Annotated in this window: 14 protein-coding genes; 4 read left to right on the top strand and 10 right to left on the bottom strand. The window is 61.8% G+C overall.

The window, feature by feature from the left end:
- Nucleotides 1–114: 114 nt before the first annotated feature.
- Together HGP12_RS19585 and secD are read left to right on the top strand one after the other, a co-directional pair.
- Nucleotides 115–531: a hypothetical protein gene (locus HGP12_RS19585; RefSeq protein ID WP_168841049.1), complete on the top strand. Its 417-nt coding sequence runs from the start codon at nt 115–117 to the stop codon at nt 529–531.
- A 92-nt stretch (nt 532–623) separates the two neighbouring features.
- A complete protein-coding gene (secD, locus tag HGP12_RS19580) occupies nt 624–3,179 on the top strand; it encodes a protein translocase subunit SecD (RefSeq protein ID WP_168841050.1) in 2,556 nt (851 codons plus the stop codon).
- 97 nt (nt 3,180–3,276) lie between these two features.
- Here secD and HGP12_RS19575 read toward each other — a convergent pair whose 3' ends face one another.
- The gene (locus HGP12_RS19575; RefSeq protein WP_168841051.1) at nt 3,277–4,152 is read right to left on the bottom strand and encodes an SMP-30/gluconolactonase/LRE family protein; all 876 of its coding nucleotides are present in this window, start codon (nt 4,150–4,152) and stop codon (nt 3,277–3,279) included.
- Nucleotides 4,153–4,419: 267 nt separating this feature from the next.
- Here HGP12_RS19575 and HGP12_RS19570 point away from each other — a divergent pair, with 267 nt between their 5' ends.
- Nucleotides 4,420–6,489, top strand: a complete 2,070-nt coding sequence (locus HGP12_RS19570) for an ATP-dependent helicase (protein WP_168841052.1) — start codon at nt 4,420–4,422, stop codon at nt 6,487–6,489.
- 92 nt (nt 6,490–6,581) lie between these two features.
- Here the strand turns inward: HGP12_RS19570 and mmsB are convergent, their stop codons facing one another.
- The 8 genes from mmsB to HGP12_RS19530 all read right to left on the bottom strand — a co-directional run bounded on the left by mmsB (nt 6,582) and on the right by HGP12_RS19530 (nt 14,988).
- Nucleotides 6,582–7,463 carry a 3-hydroxyisobutyrate dehydrogenase gene (gene mmsB, locus HGP12_RS19565; RefSeq protein WP_168841053.1) on the bottom strand — a complete coding sequence of 294 codons (882 nt, stop codon included), beginning with the start codon at nt 7,461–7,463 and terminating at the stop codon, nt 6,582–6,584.
- Nucleotides 7,464–7,546: 83 nt separating this feature from the next.
- Nucleotides 7,547–8,605, bottom strand: a complete 1,059-nt coding sequence (locus HGP12_RS19560) for an enoyl-CoA hydratase/isomerase family protein (RefSeq protein ID WP_168841054.1) — start codon at nt 8,603–8,605, stop codon at nt 7,547–7,549.
- 39 nt (nt 8,606–8,644) lie between these two features.
- Complete coding sequence (locus HGP12_RS19555) at nt 8,645–10,240, bottom strand: GMC family oxidoreductase (protein ID WP_168841055.1); 1,596 nt, start codon at nt 10,238–10,240, stop codon at nt 8,645–8,647.
- Nucleotides 10,241–10,401: 161 nt separating this feature from the next.
- Nucleotides 10,402–11,385, bottom strand: coding sequence for a branched-chain amino acid ABC transporter permease (locus tag HGP12_RS19550; protein ID WP_168841056.1), 984 nt, complete (start codon nt 11,383–11,385; stop codon nt 10,402–10,404).
- Between the two features lies 1 nt (nt 11,386).
- Complete coding sequence (locus tag HGP12_RS19545) at nt 11,387–12,274, bottom strand: branched-chain amino acid ABC transporter permease (protein WP_168841057.1); 888 nt, start codon at nt 12,272–12,274, stop codon at nt 11,387–11,389.
- Nucleotides 12,275–12,277: 3 nt separating this feature from the next.
- Nucleotides 12,278–12,979: an ABC transporter ATP-binding protein gene (locus HGP12_RS19540; RefSeq protein WP_168841058.1), complete on the bottom strand. Its 702-nt coding sequence runs from the start codon at nt 12,977–12,979 to the stop codon at nt 12,278–12,280.
- A 2-nt stretch (nt 12,980–12,981) separates the two neighbouring features.
- Nucleotides 12,982–13,764, bottom strand: coding sequence for an ABC transporter ATP-binding protein (locus HGP12_RS19535; RefSeq protein WP_168841059.1), 783 nt, complete (start codon nt 13,762–13,764; stop codon nt 12,982–12,984).
- Nucleotides 13,765–13,779: 15 nt separating this feature from the next.
- A complete protein-coding gene (locus HGP12_RS19530; RefSeq protein WP_168841060.1) occupies nt 13,780–14,988 on the bottom strand; it encodes an ABC transporter substrate-binding protein in 1,209 nt (402 codons plus the stop codon).
- A gap of 172 nt (nt 14,989–15,160) precedes the next feature.
- Here HGP12_RS19530 and HGP12_RS19525 point away from each other — a divergent pair, with 172 nt between their 5' ends.
- Complete coding sequence (locus tag HGP12_RS19525) at nt 15,161–16,087, top strand: LysR family transcriptional regulator (RefSeq protein ID WP_168841061.1); 927 nt, start codon at nt 15,161–15,163, stop codon at nt 16,085–16,087.
- A 46-nt stretch (nt 16,088–16,133) separates the two neighbouring features.
- Here HGP12_RS19525 and galE read toward each other — a convergent pair whose 3' ends face one another.
- Nucleotides 16,134–17,195, bottom strand: coding sequence for a UDP-glucose 4-epimerase GalE (gene galE / locus HGP12_RS19520; RefSeq protein WP_168841062.1), 1,062 nt, complete (start codon nt 17,193–17,195; stop codon nt 16,134–16,136).
- Between the last annotated feature and the right edge of the window lie 268 nt (nt 17,196–17,463).

The raw sequence follows: 17,463 nt of genomic DNA, 5'->3' as shown, positions 1-17,463 counted from the left end.
CTTAAATCGATATCGATTTAAGGAATTATGCAGTGGGAAGACGCGAGGCGTCCTGATATCATGACCGCACCGTCGGCGTTCGCGCCGGCAAAGGAACAAAGGCATTTCTGACTGTTGAGCCCGCTCGAATTCGGCATTGCCGACAGCGAAGATAGAGACGACAGGACGCACCGCGCCGGAGCGCGCGTGATCGCCTCGCTGTTCGTCGCGTTTTTCGCCTATGTCGGATTGGCGCTCGGTGGCGGCAATCTGGCCGCGCGAGCCGATGCGGATGCTCTTTCTTCCGGCAAGGACAGCCAGCCGCTCTACCTTTCCCTGCGGGATCCGGTGCGCGGCATCGTCGTTGCCGACCGCCTGGCAGCGCCGAAAGCTACCTGGCACGATATTGGACCGGCGATACTCGCCTCCCTTCCCTCTCTCGGCTATCCGGCCATGCCCTGGCAGCCAGGCCATCCAGGCGATGCTGCCCGGCTCGAATCCCTGGCATTTAGCGCCTATTTCGCACGCGGCCCTCCGAGCGATTTCGCGTAAGCGATCGGCGCCGACGCGCCGCATCTCCGACATGACCTTAAGTCCGCCAGCGGTCGACCGCCGGCATCAGCGTATTTTCAAGGATAATACCCATGCGCACCTCACCATGGCTCGTGGCACTTTATACAGTCGTCATCCTGCTTGGCCTTCTTATCGCCCTCCCGAATGCGCTGCCGCCGGCGGTTCTCAGCAAAATCCCGTCCTGGCTGCCGCATAGCCAGGTATCCCTCGGCCTCGACCTTCGCGGCGGCTCCTATCTCGTGCTCGAAGTCGACGAGAAGGATCTGACGAATGGCCGGCTGCAGTCGCTGCAGCAGGACGCACGCCGCGTGCTGCGCGACAAGAACATCCAGGTCCGTTCGGTCGTGCGCAACGGCGACCAGATTGTCGTGACGCTCAACGATGCCTCGCAGAGCGGTGACGCGGTGACGCAGTTGCAGACGCTGGCCAATACGATCACCTCGGGCCTCTCGGCCGGCCAGTCCGATCTCAACATCAAGCCAAACGGCGCAACGATCGCCATGTCCTTCTCGCCGGCAGGCATCTCCGCCAACGTCGATTCCGCCGTTCAGCAGAGCCTTGAAGTCATCCGCAAGCGCGTCGACCAGGTGGGCGTTGCCGAGCCGACCATTCAGCGCGTCGGTCCAAACCGCGTTCTCGTCCAGCTTCCCGGTGCACAGGATCCGTCGCACCTGCGCGAGCTCCTCGGCTCGACCGCGAAGATGTCCTTCCACCTGCTTGCCGACAATGTCGACCCGAACAATCCCGGCCCCGGCGTCACCATTCTCAAGGACGACAAGGGCAACAGCTATCCGGTTCTCGACCGCATCGAGCTCTCCGGTGACCGTTTGACGGATGCCCGCGTCAGCTTCGATCCGAACACGCATGAGCCGCTCGTCACCTTCCGCTTCGATAGCGCCGGGGCCAACCGCTTTGCAGAAATCACCCGCGAAAATGTCGGCAAGCCCTTTGCTATTGTCCTCGACAACAAGGTTCTAAGCGCGCCGAACATCCGCGAGCCGATCACCGGCGGTTCGGGCCAGATCTCCGGCAACTTCACCGCAGACAGTGCCACCACGCTCGCAGCCCTGCTGCGCGCCGGCGCCCTTCCGGCGAAGCTCACCGTCATCGAAGAGCGCACGGTCGGCGCCGACCTTGGCAGCGACGCGATCCAAAAGGGCATCTATAGCGGCCTGATCGGCTTCGTCCTGGTTGCCGCCTTCATCTTCGTGCTCTACGGCGCCTGGGGAATTCTCGCGAATGTTGCGCTGCTCATCCACACGATCCTGACCTTCTCGGCCCTGACGCTGGTCGGCGCCACGCTGACGCTGCCCGGCATCGCCGGCGTCGTCCTCGGTATCGGCCTTGCGGTTGATGCCAACGTTCTCATCAACGAGCGCATCCGCGAAGAAACCCGCAAGGGCCGTGGCGCCTTCGCCGCCATCGATAACGGCTTCAAGAAGGCTTATTCGACGATTATCGACGGCAACATGACGGCCCTGATCGCCGCCGCCATCCTGTTCTACTTCGGCTCCGGCCCTGTTCGCGGCTTTGCCGTGACCATGGGTCTCGGCCTCATTATCTCGATGTTCACCTCCGTCGCCTTCGTGCGCGTCGTGATGATCGCCATCACCCGTCGCCGCAAGCTGAAGGTGCTCAACATCAGGCCGCTGATCCCCTTCAGCCCCTATGACAAGCACATCCAGTTCATGAAGGCCCGCTTCTTTGGCGTCACCGTCTCGGCGATCCTGTCGATCGCCTCGGTGGTACTGTTCGTCCATCCGGGCCTCAACTACGGCGTCGATTTCCGCGGCGGCATCCAGATGTCGGTCAAGACCAAGGACGCAGCCGATCTGTCTACGTTCCGCGAGGGCTTGAACACGCTCGGCCTCGGCGAAATCGCACTGCAGTCCTTCGGCGACAACAGCAGCCTCCTTGTCCGCGCCCAGCGCCAGGACGGCGGCGAAGAGGCGCAGACAGCCGCGGTGACCAAGCTCAAGGCGGAAATCGTCAAGATCGATCCAAGCGCGACGATCGAAGGCACCGATGTCATCGGTCCGAAGGTCTCGGGCGAGCTTGCCTGGGCCGGCATCCTGTCGGTCGTGATCGCAAGCCTGGCGATGCTGTTCTACATCTGGTATCGCTTCGAATGGCCGTTCGCGGTCGGCGCCATCGTCACGCTGGTACTCGACGTCACCAAGGCGATCGGCTTCTTCGCGATCACCGGCCTCGATTTCAACCTGACAGCCATCGCCGCGATCCTGACGCTTGTGGGATATTCGGTGAACGACAAGGTCGTGGTCTATGACCGCATGCGTGAAAACATGCGGCTCTACAAGTCGATGCCGCTGCGCGACATCATCGACAAGTCGATCAACGAAACCCTGGCGCGAAGCCTCTATACCAACGCCACCGCCTTCCTGGCGCTGGTGCCGATGGCGATCTGGGGCGGCAGCGCCGTCTCCAGCTTCGCAATCCCGATGGTGTTCGGCATACTTGTCGCTGGCGCCTCGTCGGTCTTCATCGCGGCGCCGATCTTGCTATTCCTCGGCGATTGGCGCCGCCGCCATGCCAAGGTGGTCGCCAACGACGCCAAGCCGGATGATAAGTCCGGCAAGGACAACAAGCAGATCCCCGCAGCTGAATAAACAGTCAATATATGAGAATAGGACATGCCCGGGGCGCCGGGCATGTCCGTCAGCCCGATGAAAGCATGCCGAGTGCCGCCCGAAGATCGCAGACGCTTCAGGAAATAAACGGCATATGCAACGGCAGGCCCGGACGGGGCGCCGTTATCTTCTCTATGACACCTTTTTCCTGTTCGCTGACCAGCAGGTGCTTGCCATCGACAGTGAAGGCGATGCCGCCCGGTCGCGGGCCATTGGTGCGGATATGGCCGGCCATCGTCCCCTCGGTATCGATCAGACAAATTTCGCCAAGGCCGGACATGGCACAATAGAGCGTGCCGCTGCGATCGAAGGCCAGGCCCGATGGCCCGCGCAGCACGTTTACCGCGGGCGATGTCATCGATTCCGCGAACATCTCCTGGCGCCCGCCGACGATCTGCCGATGGATTTTTCCAGTCAACATCTCACTGTAATAAAGCAGCCCGTCAGGTCCGAAGGCGACGCCGCTGGCAAGCAGCAGGCCGGCGGCCAGGACGCGAATCACCCGGCCTTCGGCGGGATCGATCTGATAGACGCAGCCATTATAGGCGGCCTTGAAAAAATCAGGATGGATGTGCCCTCTTTCCAGCAGATCGGCCAGGCGGATGCCGGAATCGGTCATGTAAAGCAGGCCGTCAGGCCCGAAAGCAAGCGAGTTCGGATGGAGAAACGGGCCGTCGGCACTCCCCTCTACCAGCTGACGAACCCGCCCCTGCGGCGAGAGCTTGATGAGCGAATTCTCCGGGCCGCCGGCCACCCAGAAACAGCCATCCCCATCGATCGCAATTCCGGTCGGGCTGCCGCCGATCCGACACAGCTCCTCGTAGGCGCCGCTCGCGTCGAAAAGCTTCAGATAACGGCGACTTGGGTCCGTCTCGACAAGTGCAATGCGCCCATCCGGCAGAGCCACCAGTCCGCCAGGCAGGCGCAACCCAGTGGCGATCGTCTCGTTCATCTTCGGGAACCTTCACTCAACGCACTGCGAAAACCCATACTCAAGAATACCGCACTACAATAATACATAAGAACGAAGAAAGTCCTTTTCGAGCCACATCGGCCAAATCCGAATGAAATTCTTGCGCAAAACTTCGCATCGACGAGGGAATTTCCCCAAACTTGACAGGTTCGGTCGATTCGGAACATCCATAGAACGCTCAGATATTTTCACGCCTGCGATTCGTCGCGGATCGTGCCCGGCTTCCTCGTCCATCCAGGAGAATTGATGACTGCCGCCTATCTGGAAAAATTGAACCCGGAGCAGCGGCTGGCGGTGGAACACGGCACGACCGCGGGTAATGGCCACGTCGCCGGACCGCTGCTCGTCATCGCCGGGGCCGGCTCCGGCAAGACGAATACGCTTGCCCATCGCGTGGCGCATCTGATCGTCAAGGGCGCCGATCCGCGCCGGACCCTGCTGATGACATTCTCGCGCCGCGCCGCCGCCGAGATGGGCCGCCGTGTCGAGCGGATCTGTCGCGAGGTGCTGGGCGCGAATGCCGGCATCACCGCCGATGCGCTTGCCTGGACCGGCACGTTCCATGGCATCGGCGCGCGCCTGCTGCGTGACTATGCCGAGCAGATCGGCATCGATCCGGCCTTTACGATCCACGACCGGGAAGACAGCGCCGACCTGATGAACCTTGCGCGCCACGACCTTGGTTTTTCCAAGACGGAGAACCGCTTCCCGACCAAGGCAACGTGTCTTGCCATCTATTCGCGCTCCGTCAACGCGGAAGCGTCGCTCGACGGCGTGCTGCGCGACTTCTTCCCCTGGTGCGCCATGTGGGAACAGCAGCTGCGCGATCTCTTCGCCTGTTATGTCGAAGCGAAGCAGGTGCAGAACGTGCTCGATTACGACGACCTGCTGCTCTATTGGGCGCACATGCTGCAGGAGCCGCTGATCGCCGAGGATATCGGCAGCCGTTTCGATCATGTGCTGGTTGATGAATATCAGGACACCAACCGGCTGCAGTCCTCCATCCTGCTCGCCCTGAAGCCGGATGGCCGCGGATTGACCGTCGTCGGCGACGACGCGCAGTCGATCTACTCCTTCCGTGCCGCGACCGTGCGCAACATTCTCGACTTCCCCAAGGCTTTCACGCCATCGGCCGATATCGTGACGCTCGACCGCAACTATCGCTCGACGCAGCCGATCCTTGCCGCCGCCAATGCCGTGATCGATCTCGCCTCGGAGCGCTTCACCAAGAACCTGCGCACCGAGCGGCAGAGCACGGAGCGCCCGCGGCTGGTGACGGTGCGCGACGAGGCCGATCAGGCGCGCTACATCGCCGACCAAGTGCTGGAAAATCGCGAGGGCGGCGCAAGGCTGAAGCAGCAGGCCGTGCTCTTCCGCACCTCGAGCCATAGCGGCCCGCTGGAGGTGGAGCTCACCCGGCGCAACATTCCCTTCGTCAAGTTCGGCGGCCTGAAATTTCTCGACAGCGCCCATGTCAAGGACATGCTGGCGGCTTTGCGCTTCGCGCAAAACCCGCGCGACCGCGTGGCGGGCTTCCGCCTGATGCAGCTTCTGCCCGGCGTCGGCCCATCGACGGCACAGCGCGTGCTCGACCAGATCGGCGAAGAGGCGAGCCCGATCACGGCACTCACGGAGCTACCGCCACCTCCACGCACCGGGGACGATTGGACCGCTTTCGTCGAGACGATGCGGGAGGTCAAAAGCGGCAAGGCCGGATGGCCGGCGGAAATCAGCCTGGTCCGCCAATGGTACGAGCCGCATCTGGAACGCGCGCATGAAGATGCCGCGACGCGCCAGGCGGATCTTGTCCAGCTCGAACAGATTGCCGCGGGCTACGGCTCGCGCGAGCGCTTCCTTACCGAATTGACGCTCGATCCGCCTGACGCCACCAGTGATCAGGCCGGCGTGCCGCTGCTCGACGAGGACTATCTGATCCTCTCGACCATCCATTCCGCCAAGGGACAGGAATGGACAAAGGTTTTCATCCTCAACGCCGTCGACGGCTGCATTCCCGCCGATCTCGCCGTCGGCTCATCCGCCGAAATCGAGGAGGAACGACGGCTGCTCTATGTCGCGATGACGCGGGCTAAGGACAATCTCGATCTCGTCATTCCGCAGCGCTTCTTCGTGCATGGCCAGCATGCGCAGGGGGACAAACATGTCTTCGCTTCGCGCACGCGCTTCATCCCGGCGACGTTGCTGCAGTTTTTCGAGGTCTGCGGCTGGCCGCAGGCGCGCGCCGAAAGCCCCGCCGCCATTCGGGCGCGGCAGGTAAGGGTCGATGTTGGGGCGCGCATGCGTGGCATGTGGCGGTAAGTGGTAGCGATTGAGATCGGCAGGTCAGGCATGTTCGTCGATCTCGCCTCTTAATGCCTGGCCCCTCACCCCGGCCAGCTATCCACCAATCCTTAATTCGCCTCGCGAAACATCTCGATGATCGCCGAAAAATCGCGGCCGCCGTTGCCGAGCTTTTCAAAGAGCGCGTAGAGCTGCGCCGCTTCCGCGCCCAGAGGTGTCGATGCACCGCTCGATAGAGCCGCTTCCTGAGACAGGCGCAGGTCCTTAAGCATCAAGGCTGCCGCAAAGCCGGGCTTGTAGTCGTTGTTGGCAGGCGAGGTCGGCACCGGGCCGGGCACGGGGCAATAGGTATTGATCGACCAGCACTGGCCCGACGACGTCGAGGCGACATCGAACAACGCTTGATGCGAAAGGCCGAGTTTCTCGCCGAGCACGAAGGCTTCGCAGACGCCGATCATGGAAATGCCGAGGATCATGTTGTTGCAGATCTTCGCGGCCTGGCCGGCTCCGGCATCGCCGCAATGGACGATCTTCTTGCCCATCACCTCGAGCAACGGCTTGGCGGCGGCGAAGCTCTCTCTGGAGCCGCCGGCCATGAAAGTCAGCGTGCCGGCGGCCGCTCCGCCCGTGCCGCCGGAGACCGGCGCATCGAGCGAAAGGCAGCCAACTTCGCCGGCCATCGCATGTGCCTTGCGGGCGCTGTCGACGTCGATGGTGGAGCTGTCGATCAGCAGGATTCCCTTCGGCACGGACCGCAGCACGTCGGTCCAGACGGTGAGGACATGCTGGCCCTTCGGCAGCATGGTGACGACCACTTCGGCATCGGCCAAGGCCTCCGTCAGCACGTTGGCGGCCTTCACACCCGACGCTTCCGCTGCCTTCAGCACATCATGCGAGAGGTCGAACCCGGTGACGGCATGGCCGGCCTTGACGAGATTGGCGGCCATCGGGCCTCCCATATTGCCGAGGCCGATGAATGCGATCCGTGTCATGATGTTTTCCTCCCATGATCCGTTGAAGCAATTCCAGAAAGGGTGCCGAGCGGTTCGGAAATTCCGCGATGAGCCGAACCATCCTAGTTTTCGAAAAGCGGCGGTTCAGCTGCGACGAAGAAGCGGTCGATATCGGCAACGGTCACCTCCGAAAGGCTGGCCGGCGACCATTTCGGATTGCGATCCTTGTCGATGACCGCGGCGCGCACGCCTTCATAGAAATCGTGATTATACAATATGCCCATGCAGGCGCCGAGTTCGCGATTGAGGCATTCGGCGAGATCGGCACTTGCCCTCCCTGCCCGCAGCAGCCGCAAGGTCAGCTTCAGGCTCGTCGGCGACCGGCCGGCGATCACGCCGGCGGCTTCAGTGGCGAACTCTCCTTGTTCGCCCGCCAATGTCCGCAGGATCTCTTCGACTGTATCGCCTGCAAAGGCGGGGTCGATCACATCGCGATTTGCCGCAAGCCGGCTCTCGCCGATATCCGTCGCCATTGCCCTGATCGCTACGTGCACCTCTTCCGGAGAGGCCGAGAGGGGAAGTGACGCAACTGCATTGATCAGCGCCGGCAGCGCCGACGACATCACATAGTGATCGGCAAAGCCGGCGTGGATGACATCGGCGGCCCCGATGGCAAGGCCGGTCAGTCCCATCCAGGTGCCGGCTTCGCCCGGCGCGCGCGGCAGCAGCCATGTGGCGCCGACATCCGGGAAGTAGCCGATACCAGTCTCCGGCATGGCAAGGCGTGTGCGCTCGGTGACGACGCGATGGCTGCCATGCGCCGAAAGGCCGACGCCGCCGCCCATGGTGATGCCGTCCATCAGCACGACATAAGGCTTAGAATAGCGCGAAATGGCATGATTGAGCCGGAATTCCTCGCGCCAAAAGGTTTCCGCTCCGCCGGAACCCTCCTTGCCGCTCTGGTGCAGCAGGCGGATATCGCCGCCGGCACAAAAGCCGCGCTCCCCCTCGCCCATGACGATGACGCTTGCGACCAGGGGATCGGCGGCGAAATCTTCCAAAGCCGAAGCGATGACCCGCACCATCGGCAGCGTCAGGCTGTTCAGCGCCTTCGGTCGGTTGAGCCGGATGATCCCAGCCGACCCGCGACGCTCGATGATGACCTCTTCGGTGCTGTCCATGCAAATCTCCTGTCCTCGCCTTGCTCTATCAATAGGCGCTCAGCGGTTATCGGCAAGGATCATCTCGGCTGCCTTTTCGGCGATCATGATGGTTGGCGAGTTGGTGTTGCCCGATGTGATCGACGGCATGACGGAGGCGTCGGCGATGCGCAGCCTTGCCAATGCCCGCAACCGCAGGCGGGGGTCCACAACACTTTGGACGTCGCTCCCCATGCGGCAAGTGCCGACCGGGTGGAAGATCGTCGTGCCGATATCGCCGGCGGCGCGCTCCAGATCAGCATCCGTCTCATAGGCCGGTCCAGGCTTGAATTCCTCCGGCCGGAACCGGGCGAAGGAGGGCTGCGCCACGATCCGCCGTGTCAGGCGAATGGAGCGCACGGCGATCTCCCGGTCTCGTGCAGCGGAGAGATAATTCGGGCTGATGGCCGGCTGCATGGCGAAATCCGGGCTGCGCAGATGCACGGAGCCGCGGCTTTCGGGGCGGAGATTGCAGACGCTGGCGGTGATCGCCGGGAAGGGATGGACGGGATCGCCGAACTTGTCGAGCGAGACCGGCTGAACGTGATATTGCAGATCCGGCGTTTCCTTGTCAGGCCCGGAGCGAGTGAAGATGCCGAGCTGGCTCGGCGCCATCGCCATCGGGCCTGAGCGGCGAACCAGATATTCGAGACCGATCGCCGCCTTGCCGATCAGCTTCGTCGCTTTCTCGTTCAAAGTGGGCACGCCGGTCACCTTGTAGGCGAGGCGAAGCTGCAGATGATCCTGCAGGTTTTCGCCGACGGACCGAACCTCGCGCACGACCTCGATGCCGGCTTTGCTAAGCACATCGCCATGGCCGATGCCCGAGAGCTCGAGAATATGCGGTGAGCCGATCGAGCCGGCCGATAGTACCGTCTCCTTGTTCGCGTAAGCGCATTTGGCCACGCCGTCATGCTGGAATTCGACGCCGGTCACGGCATCACCCTCGACGATCAGGCGGCGGACCTGTGCCTTGGTATAGACGGTGAGATTGCCGCGCTTCATCGCCGGGCGCAGGAAGGCTTTCGTGGTGTTCCAGCGAATGCCGGAGCGCTGGTTGACGTCGAAATAGCCCGAACCTTCATTGTTGCCGCGGTTGAAATCCGGCGTCTCGGGGATGCCGGCTTCCCTGGCTGCGGCCTGGAAGGCATCGAGCACCGCCCAGCGCACGCGCGCTTTCTCGACCCTCCACTCGCCGCCGGCACCATGCATCTCGTCCTTGCCGCGATAGTGATCCTCGGACTTGATGAAATAGGGCAGCACGTCGTCCCAGCCCCAGCCGGCGCAGCCGAGCTGGCGCCAGAGATCGTAGTCGCGGGCCTGGCCGCGCATGTAGATCATGCCGTTGATGGAGGAGCAGCCGCCAAGCACCTTGCCGCGTGGATAGCTGAGCGACCTGCCGTTGAGGCCCGCTTCCGGCGCCGTGGTAAAACACCAGTCGGTGCGGGGATTGTTGATGCAATAGAGATAGCCGACCGGAATGTGGATCCAGTGGTAATTATCGTTGCCGCCGGCTTCCAGGAGCAGCACCCTATTGTTGCGGTCGGCCGAAAGCCGGTTGGCCAGCACGCAGCCGGCACTGCCGGCGCCGATGATGATGTAGTCGAAACGATCCATTCCAAAAACTCTGTCGTCCCCTCTCCCTGCGCGCAAAGAGAGGGTTAGGGTGAGGGGCAGGAAGACCCTGCAAATTCCGTATTCGCTGGAAGTCCGTGCGGCCCCTCATCCGCCCTCCGGGCACCTTCTCCCCGCTTACGGGGAGAAGGAAAATCAAGCAGTCACCGCCGATATTCAAACCCCAATTTCCGTCCCAGCCGCGAGGCATAGAATTCGCCGACGATGCCGCGGCGGAAGAGCAGGACGCAAACCATGAAGACGATGCCGGTGATGATGGTGACCGGGAACTCAGAGGTCGCGAGGTAGTTTTCCAGCGTCGCCACGAAACCCGCGCCGAAAAGCGGGCCGATCAGCGTCCCGATGCCGCCGAGAAGCGTCATGAGGATGACCTCGCCGGACATCTGCCAGGCGACATCGGTGAGTGTCGCGAACTGGAAGACCAGCGCCTTGACGGCACCCGCAAGGCCGGCCAGTGCGGCCGACATGACGAAGGCGCCGAGCTTGTAACGGGCGACGGAATAGCCGAGCGAGATCGCCCTCTGCTCGTTCTCGCGGATCGACTTCAGGATCATGCCGAAGGGCGAATTGATGAAGCGCCAGATGATCAGCACGCCGATCAGGAAAACGGCAAGGACGAAGTAATACATGTTGAAGGAGTTGTTGAGATCGAGGACGCCGAAGAGGTAGCCGCGCGGCACCGACTGAATGCCATCCTCGCCATGGGTGAATTCCGCCTGCAGGCAGAAGAAATAGAACATGTAGGACAGCGCCAGCGTGATCATGGCGAAATAGATGCCCTGCCGGCGGATGGCGACGAAGCCCATGACGAAACCGAGCAGCGACGCGCCGGCAACGCCGATCAGGATGCCCAGTTCGGGCGGGAGGCCCCATTCCTTCACCGCGTGGGCCGTGAAATAGGCCGCGCCGCCGAAGAAGGTGGCATGACCAAAGGAGAGCAGGCCGGCATAGCCGAGCAGCAGATTGAAGGCACAGGCAAACAGCGCGAAGCAGAGCACCTTCATGACGAAGATCGGGTAGATGAAGAACGGCGCCCAGATCAAGCCGACGAGGCCGACGACCAAAAGCAGCTTCTGCACGGAAAGCTTCGGACGCTCCTTGGAACTCAAGCTGATTAATCCAGCCATATCACGCCTCCCGACCGAAGAGACCTGCAGGCCTCAGCAGCAGCACAATTGCCATGATCACGAAGATGACGATATTCGAGGCTTCAGGATAGAAAACCTTGGTGAGGCCCTCGGCAATCCCAAGCATATACCCTGTGACGATCGCGCCCATGATCGAGCCCATGCCGCCGACGACCACAACGGCAAAGACGATGATGATCATGTTCGATCCCATCAGCGGCGAGACCTGGTAGATCGGCGCGGCCAGCACACCGGCAAAGGCGGCGAGCGCGACGCCGAAGCCGTAGGTGAGCGTCAGCAACACCGGCACGTTGACGCCGAAAACCTGGACGAGCGTGGAGTTCTCGGTCGCGGCACGCAGATAGGCGCCGAGCTTCGTCTTCTCGATCAGCAGCCAGGTGCCGATGCAGACGACCAGCGAGGCGATGACAACCCAGCCGCGATAGACGGGCAGGAACATGAAGCCGATATTCCTCGCGCCCGCCAATTCCGTCGGGACGGCATAGGGCTGGCCGGAGGAGCCATAGAGATAACGGAAGGTTCCCTCGATGGTCAGCGCCATGCCGAAGGTGAAGAGCAATCCGTAGAGCGGATCGATCCCGTAGAGCCGGCGCAGGCAGAAACGCTCGACCAGCGCGCCGAACAGGCCGACGATCAGCGGTGCCAGAACGAGGGCTGGCCAATAGCCGATGCCGGCATAGGCAAGCAGCAGATACGCCGTGAAGGCGCCGAGCATATAGAGCGCGCCATGGGCGAAATTGATCACCCGCAGCATGCCGAAGATGATCGCCAAGCCGAGGCTTAGGAGCGCATAGAAGGAGCCGTTGATGAGACCGATCAGCAACTGACCGAGAAGCGCCTGGGCGGGAATGCCGAATATCGTCGTCATGGCTCAGACCCCCAGAACCTTATGCAGCATATCCATGCGCTCTGTGAGTTCGCCGACCGGAAATTCCGAGATCATCTGGCCGTGATCCATCACGTAGAAGCGATCGGCGATGCGGCTGGCGAAGCGGAAATTCTGCTCGACGAGCAATATGGTCATGCCACGGCCCTTTAGCTTCTGCAGGACCTCACCGATGCGCTGGACGATAACGGGAGCAAGACCCTCCGTAGGCTCGTCGAGCAATAGCATGCGAACGCCGGTGCGCAGAATGCGGGCCATGGCGAGCATCTGCTGCTCGCCGCCCGAAAGCCTGGTGCCGACACTGTTGCGCCGTTCATGCAGATTGGGAAACAGCTCGAAGATCTCATCGAGCGTCATGCCGCCAGCGGCGACGACGGGCGGCAGCATCAGGTTTTCATAGACGCTGAGCGTCGAGAAGATGCCGCGCTCCTCTGGCACGAAGCCAATGCCCTGATGCGCCGTCTTGTGCAGCGGCACCTGCATCATGTCCCTGCCCGCGAAGGTGATCCTGCCCTTGCGGGCGCGGACGATGCCGACAATGGTGCGCAGCGTCGTCGTCTTGCCGACGCCGTTGCGGCCGAGGATGGTGATGGTTTCCCCCTCGCCCACACGCATGTCGACGCCGTGCAGGATATGGCTTTCGCCATACCAGGCATTGAGGCCCTGAACTTCCAGAAGTGGGGCCATCGTCAAGCCTCCTCCGTGCCCATATAGGCTTCGCGGACGCGCGGATCCCGGCTGACGGTGCCATAATCGCCCTGGGCCAGGATCTCGCCGCGCTGCAGAACTGTGACATGGTGGCAGATATCGGCAACGACGGAGAGATTGTGCTCCACCATGAGGACTGCCCTGTCGCGCGCGACATCGCGAATGATGGCGGAGACGGTATTCACATCCTCCAGCCCCATGCCGGCCATCGGCTCGTCGAGCAGCAGCACTTTCGGATCGAGCGCAAGCGTGGTCGCGATCTCCAGCACGCGCTTGCGGCCATAGGAAAGGTCGGCGGCGATGGCATCGCGCTCCTTCGAGAGGCCTACCGACACTAGGAGCTGCTCGGCACGGGCGTTGAGGCTGTCAAGGGCCGAAAGCGGGCGCCAGAACTGATGGGCGAGATTGCTTGGCCGCTGCAATGCAACACGAACATTGTCCAGAACCGTCAGATGCGGAAAGACGGCCGAAATCTGGAAGGAACGCACGAGACCCATGCGTGCGACCTTGTCGGGTCTCGTCCGGGTGATATCGGTGCCAAGCAGCGTGATCGTGCCATGCGTCGGCTGCAGGAACTTGGTGAGCAGATTGAACACCGTCGTCTTACCGGCGCCGTTCGGGCCGATCAACGCGTGGACGCGGGCGTGATGCACGTCGAGATCGACATTCTTGACGGCGGTGAAGCCGCCGAAATCGCGGCGCAGTCCCCGGGCGGATAGGACCACCCGGGGCTCTTCCTGCTGATGTGTCGCGGACATCGCCATAAGCTGGTCTAAGCCCTATTGCTTGACGAGGTTGCAGCCGCTCTTGGCCGGATCGATATAGGCTTCCTTGCCGGGAATCGTTGCCAGCACATTGAAATAATCCCACGGCTCCTTGCTCTCTTCAGGCTTCTTGACCTGAAGCAGATACATATCGTGGATCATGCGGCCGTTGGCGCCGACCGTGCCGCCGCGACCGAAGAAATCGTCGACGGGCATTTCATGCAGTTCCTTGGCGACGGCCTCGGTATCGTCGGTGCCTGCCTTCTGCACCGCCTTCAGATATTGCATCACGGCGGAATAAGTGCCGGCATGGATCATGTTCGGCATCTTGCCGGTGCGGGCAAAGAAGCGCTTGCCGAATTCACGGCTCTTGTCATCAAGGTTCCAGTAATAGCCTTCCGTCAGCGTCAGGCCTTGAGCCGCCTGCAGGCCGAGGCCATGGACTTCGGCCAGCGTGAAGAGCAGCGCCGCCAGATGCTGGCCGCCCTGGGTGATGCCGAATTCCGAGGCCTGCTTGATGGCGTTGGAGGTATCGAGGCCGGCATTGGCAAGACCGATGACCTTGGCGCCCGACGATTGGGCCTGCAGCAGGAAGGACGAGAAATCATTCGTCGACAGCGGATGGCGGACGGAGCCCAGGATCTTGCCGCCGCTCGCCTTGACGTAATCGCCGGTCTGCTGCTCGAGCGAATAGCCGAAGGCGTAGTCGGCGGTCAGGAAGAACCAGGTGTCGCCGCCCTGCTTGACGAGCGCGCCGCCGGTGCCGACGGCCAGGGCATGCGTGTCATAGGCCCAATGGAAGCCGTAGGGCGAGCACTGCTTGCCGGTGAGATCCGTCGTCGCCGCACCCGTGACGATATCGATCTTCTTCTTTTCCTTGCCGACCGCCTGCACGGCGAGCGCGACCGAAGAGGTCGTCAGCTCCATGATGGCGTCGACCTTGTCCTGGTCATACCATTGGCGGGCGATGTTGGAGGCGATGTCGGGCTTGTTCTGGTGGTCGGCGTCGACGATCTCGATCGGCACGCCGAGAATCTTGCCGCCAAAATCCTCGGCGGCCATCTTGGCGGCCTCTACCGACGATTTGCCGCCGAAATCCGCATAGACGCCGGACTGGTCGTTGAGAATGCCGATCTTGACGACACCATCGGATGGACCGGCGGCGAAGGCCGCGGTGCTGGCTGCAAGCAGAAATGCAACGGACGTAATAAGACTCTTTCGCATATCCTCTCCTCCCAGAGATTTGGCAAAAACGAATCTGTTCAAAATTGGCCAGCCGCTTTCCTCAAAACGACTTTTCCCGACGGGCAAGATCACGGAATTCGCGCGTTGACGCAAGTCGCGATTGCAATTAATTCCAAACAATGTCTGTTCATTTTTGAACAGAGGAGGATGCATGAAGCGCACGCCGCACTTTACCTGGGACGATTTGCAGTTTTTCCTCGCCGTTGCGCGAACCGGGCAGCTTTCGACCGCGGCGCGGCAATTGCGCAGCAGCCACGCCACGGTCTCGCGCCGGATCGACCGGCTGGAATTTGCCTTGAAGGTCAAGCTCTTCGAACGCAATCCACGCGGCTACATGCTGACCAGCATGGGGCAGCGCTTCGTCGATACTGCCGAGCACATGGAGCAGGAGACCGAACGCCTTCGCGCCGATCTTTCCGCAGGACCAGCGGCACAAAGGGGTGTCGTGCGCATCAGTGCGCCGGAGGGCTTTTCAAACTTCTTCTTCACCGGCGTGCTGCCCGAATTCACCGCCCGGCATCCGAATATCTCGCTGGAGCTGATCACCATCCAGCAGATCATGTCGCTCTCGCGCAAGGAAGCCGATATCGTCGTGGTGCTCGACCCGCCGAAGGCTGGACCCTACTTCACCGAAAAGCTGACTGACTATCACCTGCAGGTCTACGGATCGCGCGATTACCTCGCCCGCCATCCACCGATCGAAAGCCGCGACGACCTGCCTGACTTCGCCTTCATCGGCTATATCGAGGATATGATCTTCGCGCCGGGCCTCGATTATCTCGACGATGTCCATCCCCGCATCAGGCCGCAATTCCAGAGCTCGAGCATCTTTGCGCAGTTGACGGCGACGAAGAACGGCCAGGGGCTGTGCGTGCTGCCGTTTTTCATCGCCGGCAAGCATCCGGACCTGCAGGTCGTCCTGCCGCATGAGGTGGATCTCAGACGCCACTACTGGATCACATGCCACCGCGACCTGCGCCAGTCGCCACGCGTGCGCACCGTCATCGATTTTCTGGCGGAAGCCGTGCGCAAGAACGCGCCGGCCTTTCTAGGCCCCTGGAGAAATACCGAAGGCTGACGCTGCTCGCCCTGCTACAGGATGCTTGCAGCGGCGCTGTAGCGCTTTAAATCTGCTGCATAATTTTTTCCTTAAATCGATTCCGATTTAAGGAGCTATGCAGTAGCTCGGCAGCATCGAAATCGGAGCGTTCGGCAAGACGAAGCTCCCAATCCAGCGACGAGCGCACGATCGTTTCCAGGCAATTGTATTTCGGCGTCCAGCCCAGTTCGCGATGGGCAAGCGCCGCATCCGCGACGATGCTGGCCATGTCGCCGGGACGGCGCGGCGCGATATGGATACGAAAGGCGCGGCCATGGACGCGCATCACCATATTGAGCACATCCAGAACCGAATAACCCTGACCGTAGCCGCAATTGGCGACCAATGAACGGCCGCCGTCGCGCAGATGCTGCAACGCCATCAGATGCGCCTCGACGAGATCGCTCACGTGAATATAGTCGCGAACGCCGGTACCGTCATGCGTCGGATAGTCCGTACCGTATATTTCCACCTGAGGGAGACGGTCGAGCGCCGCCTCGCAGGCGACCTTGATCAGGTGGGTGGCACCGTTGGTCGATTGGCCCGCCCGCCCCTCGGGATCGGCGCCGGCCACATTGAAATAGCGCAGCGCCACATAGCGGAAATCATAGGCTGCGGCGGCATCACGCAGCATCAGTTCAGACATCAGCTTGGATTGGCCATAGGGCGATTCCGGCCGCAACGGCGCGTTTTCGCTGACCGGCCTGTCCGCCGGCTGCTGACCGTAGACCGCGGCAGTGGAAGAGAAGACGAAATGGCGGATGCCAGCCCTGACGGCGGCGCTCATGAGGATGCGGGTCTTGCCGGTATTGTTCTCATAATAGGCAAGAGGGTCCTCGATCGACACCGGAACAACGGCCGAGCCGGCGAAATGAATGATGGCCTCTATATGGTTTTCAGCGAAAATCGTCTGCAGGAGCGCTTCATCGGCGATATCGCCGAGATAGAAGCGGGCAGCCGGTGGAACAGCCCAACGGAAACCCGTCGACAGGCGATCGAGAACCACCACGTCCTCGCCCGCGTCCAGCAATCTCCAGACCATGTGGCTGCCGATATAACCGGCTCCGCCCGTCACCAAGACCGTCATTCTTCGCGTCCCCGCCAAGTCTTACCGGCCCCATATGAGGCCGCTTCCCCTGCGAAATCGATTAAAAGCGGGAGGCCTGGCGGGAAAGATTGCGGGAATGGTTAGGCTGGGCTTTCGCGGATCGATTGCATTTTATGGATTGGGTGCGCGCTGACTATTATGAGGGATTTGAAGAGTACCCCCTCTGTCCCTATCGGGACATCTCCCCCACAAGGGGGGAGATCATTGGGAGTTTGTCGCACACCCCACAAAAGCGATGAGCCTCGGA

The organism is Rhizobium sp. P28RR-XV, from assembly GCF_012641385.1.
Lineage (GTDB): Bacteria > Pseudomonadota > Alphaproteobacteria > Rhizobiales > Rhizobiaceae > Rhizobium.
This window is presented reverse-complemented; position numbering and strand designations above follow the sequence as displayed.

Coding starts and splice junctions, on each gene's coding strand:
- secD (WP_168841050.1), top strand. CDS start 624: ATGCGCACCTCACCATGGCTCGTGGCACTTTATACAGTCGTCATCCTG.
- HGP12_RS19575 (WP_168841051.1), bottom strand. CDS start 4,152: ATGAACGAGACGATCGCCACTGGGTTGCGCCTGCCTGGCGGACTGGTG.
- HGP12_RS19570 (WP_168841052.1), top strand. CDS start 4,420: ATGACTGCCGCCTATCTGGAAAAATTGAACCCGGAGCAGCGGCTGGCG.
- mmsB (WP_168841053.1), bottom strand. CDS start 7,463: ATGACACGGATCGCATTCATCGGCCTCGGCAATATGGGAGGCCCGATG.
- HGP12_RS19560 (WP_168841054.1), bottom strand. CDS start 8,605: ATGGACAGCACCGAAGAGGTCATCATCGAGCGTCGCGGGTCGGCTGGG.
- HGP12_RS19555 (WP_168841055.1), bottom strand. CDS start 10,240: ATGGATCGTTTCGACTACATCATCATCGGCGCCGGCAGTGCCGGCTGC.
- HGP12_RS19550 (WP_168841056.1), bottom strand. CDS start 11,385: ATGGCTGGATTAATCAGCTTGAGTTCCAAGGAGCGTCCGAAGCTTTCC.
- HGP12_RS19545 (WP_168841057.1), bottom strand. CDS start 12,274: ATGACGACGATATTCGGCATTCCCGCCCAGGCGCTTCTCGGTCAGTTG.
- HGP12_RS19540 (WP_168841058.1), bottom strand. CDS start 12,979: ATGGCCCCACTTCTGGAAGTTCAGGGCCTCAATGCCTGGTATGGCGAA.
- HGP12_RS19535 (WP_168841059.1), bottom strand. CDS start 13,764: ATGGCGATGTCCGCGACACATCAGCAGGAAGAGCCCCGGGTGGTCCTA.
- HGP12_RS19530 (WP_168841060.1), bottom strand. CDS start 14,988: ATGCGAAAGAGTCTTATTACGTCCGTTGCATTTCTGCTTGCAGCCAGC.
- HGP12_RS19525 (WP_168841061.1), top strand. CDS start 15,161: ATGAAGCGCACGCCGCACTTTACCTGGGACGATTTGCAGTTTTTCCTC.
- galE (WP_168841062.1), bottom strand. CDS start 17,195: ATGACGGTCTTGGTGACGGGCGGAGCCGGTTATATCGGCAGCCACATG.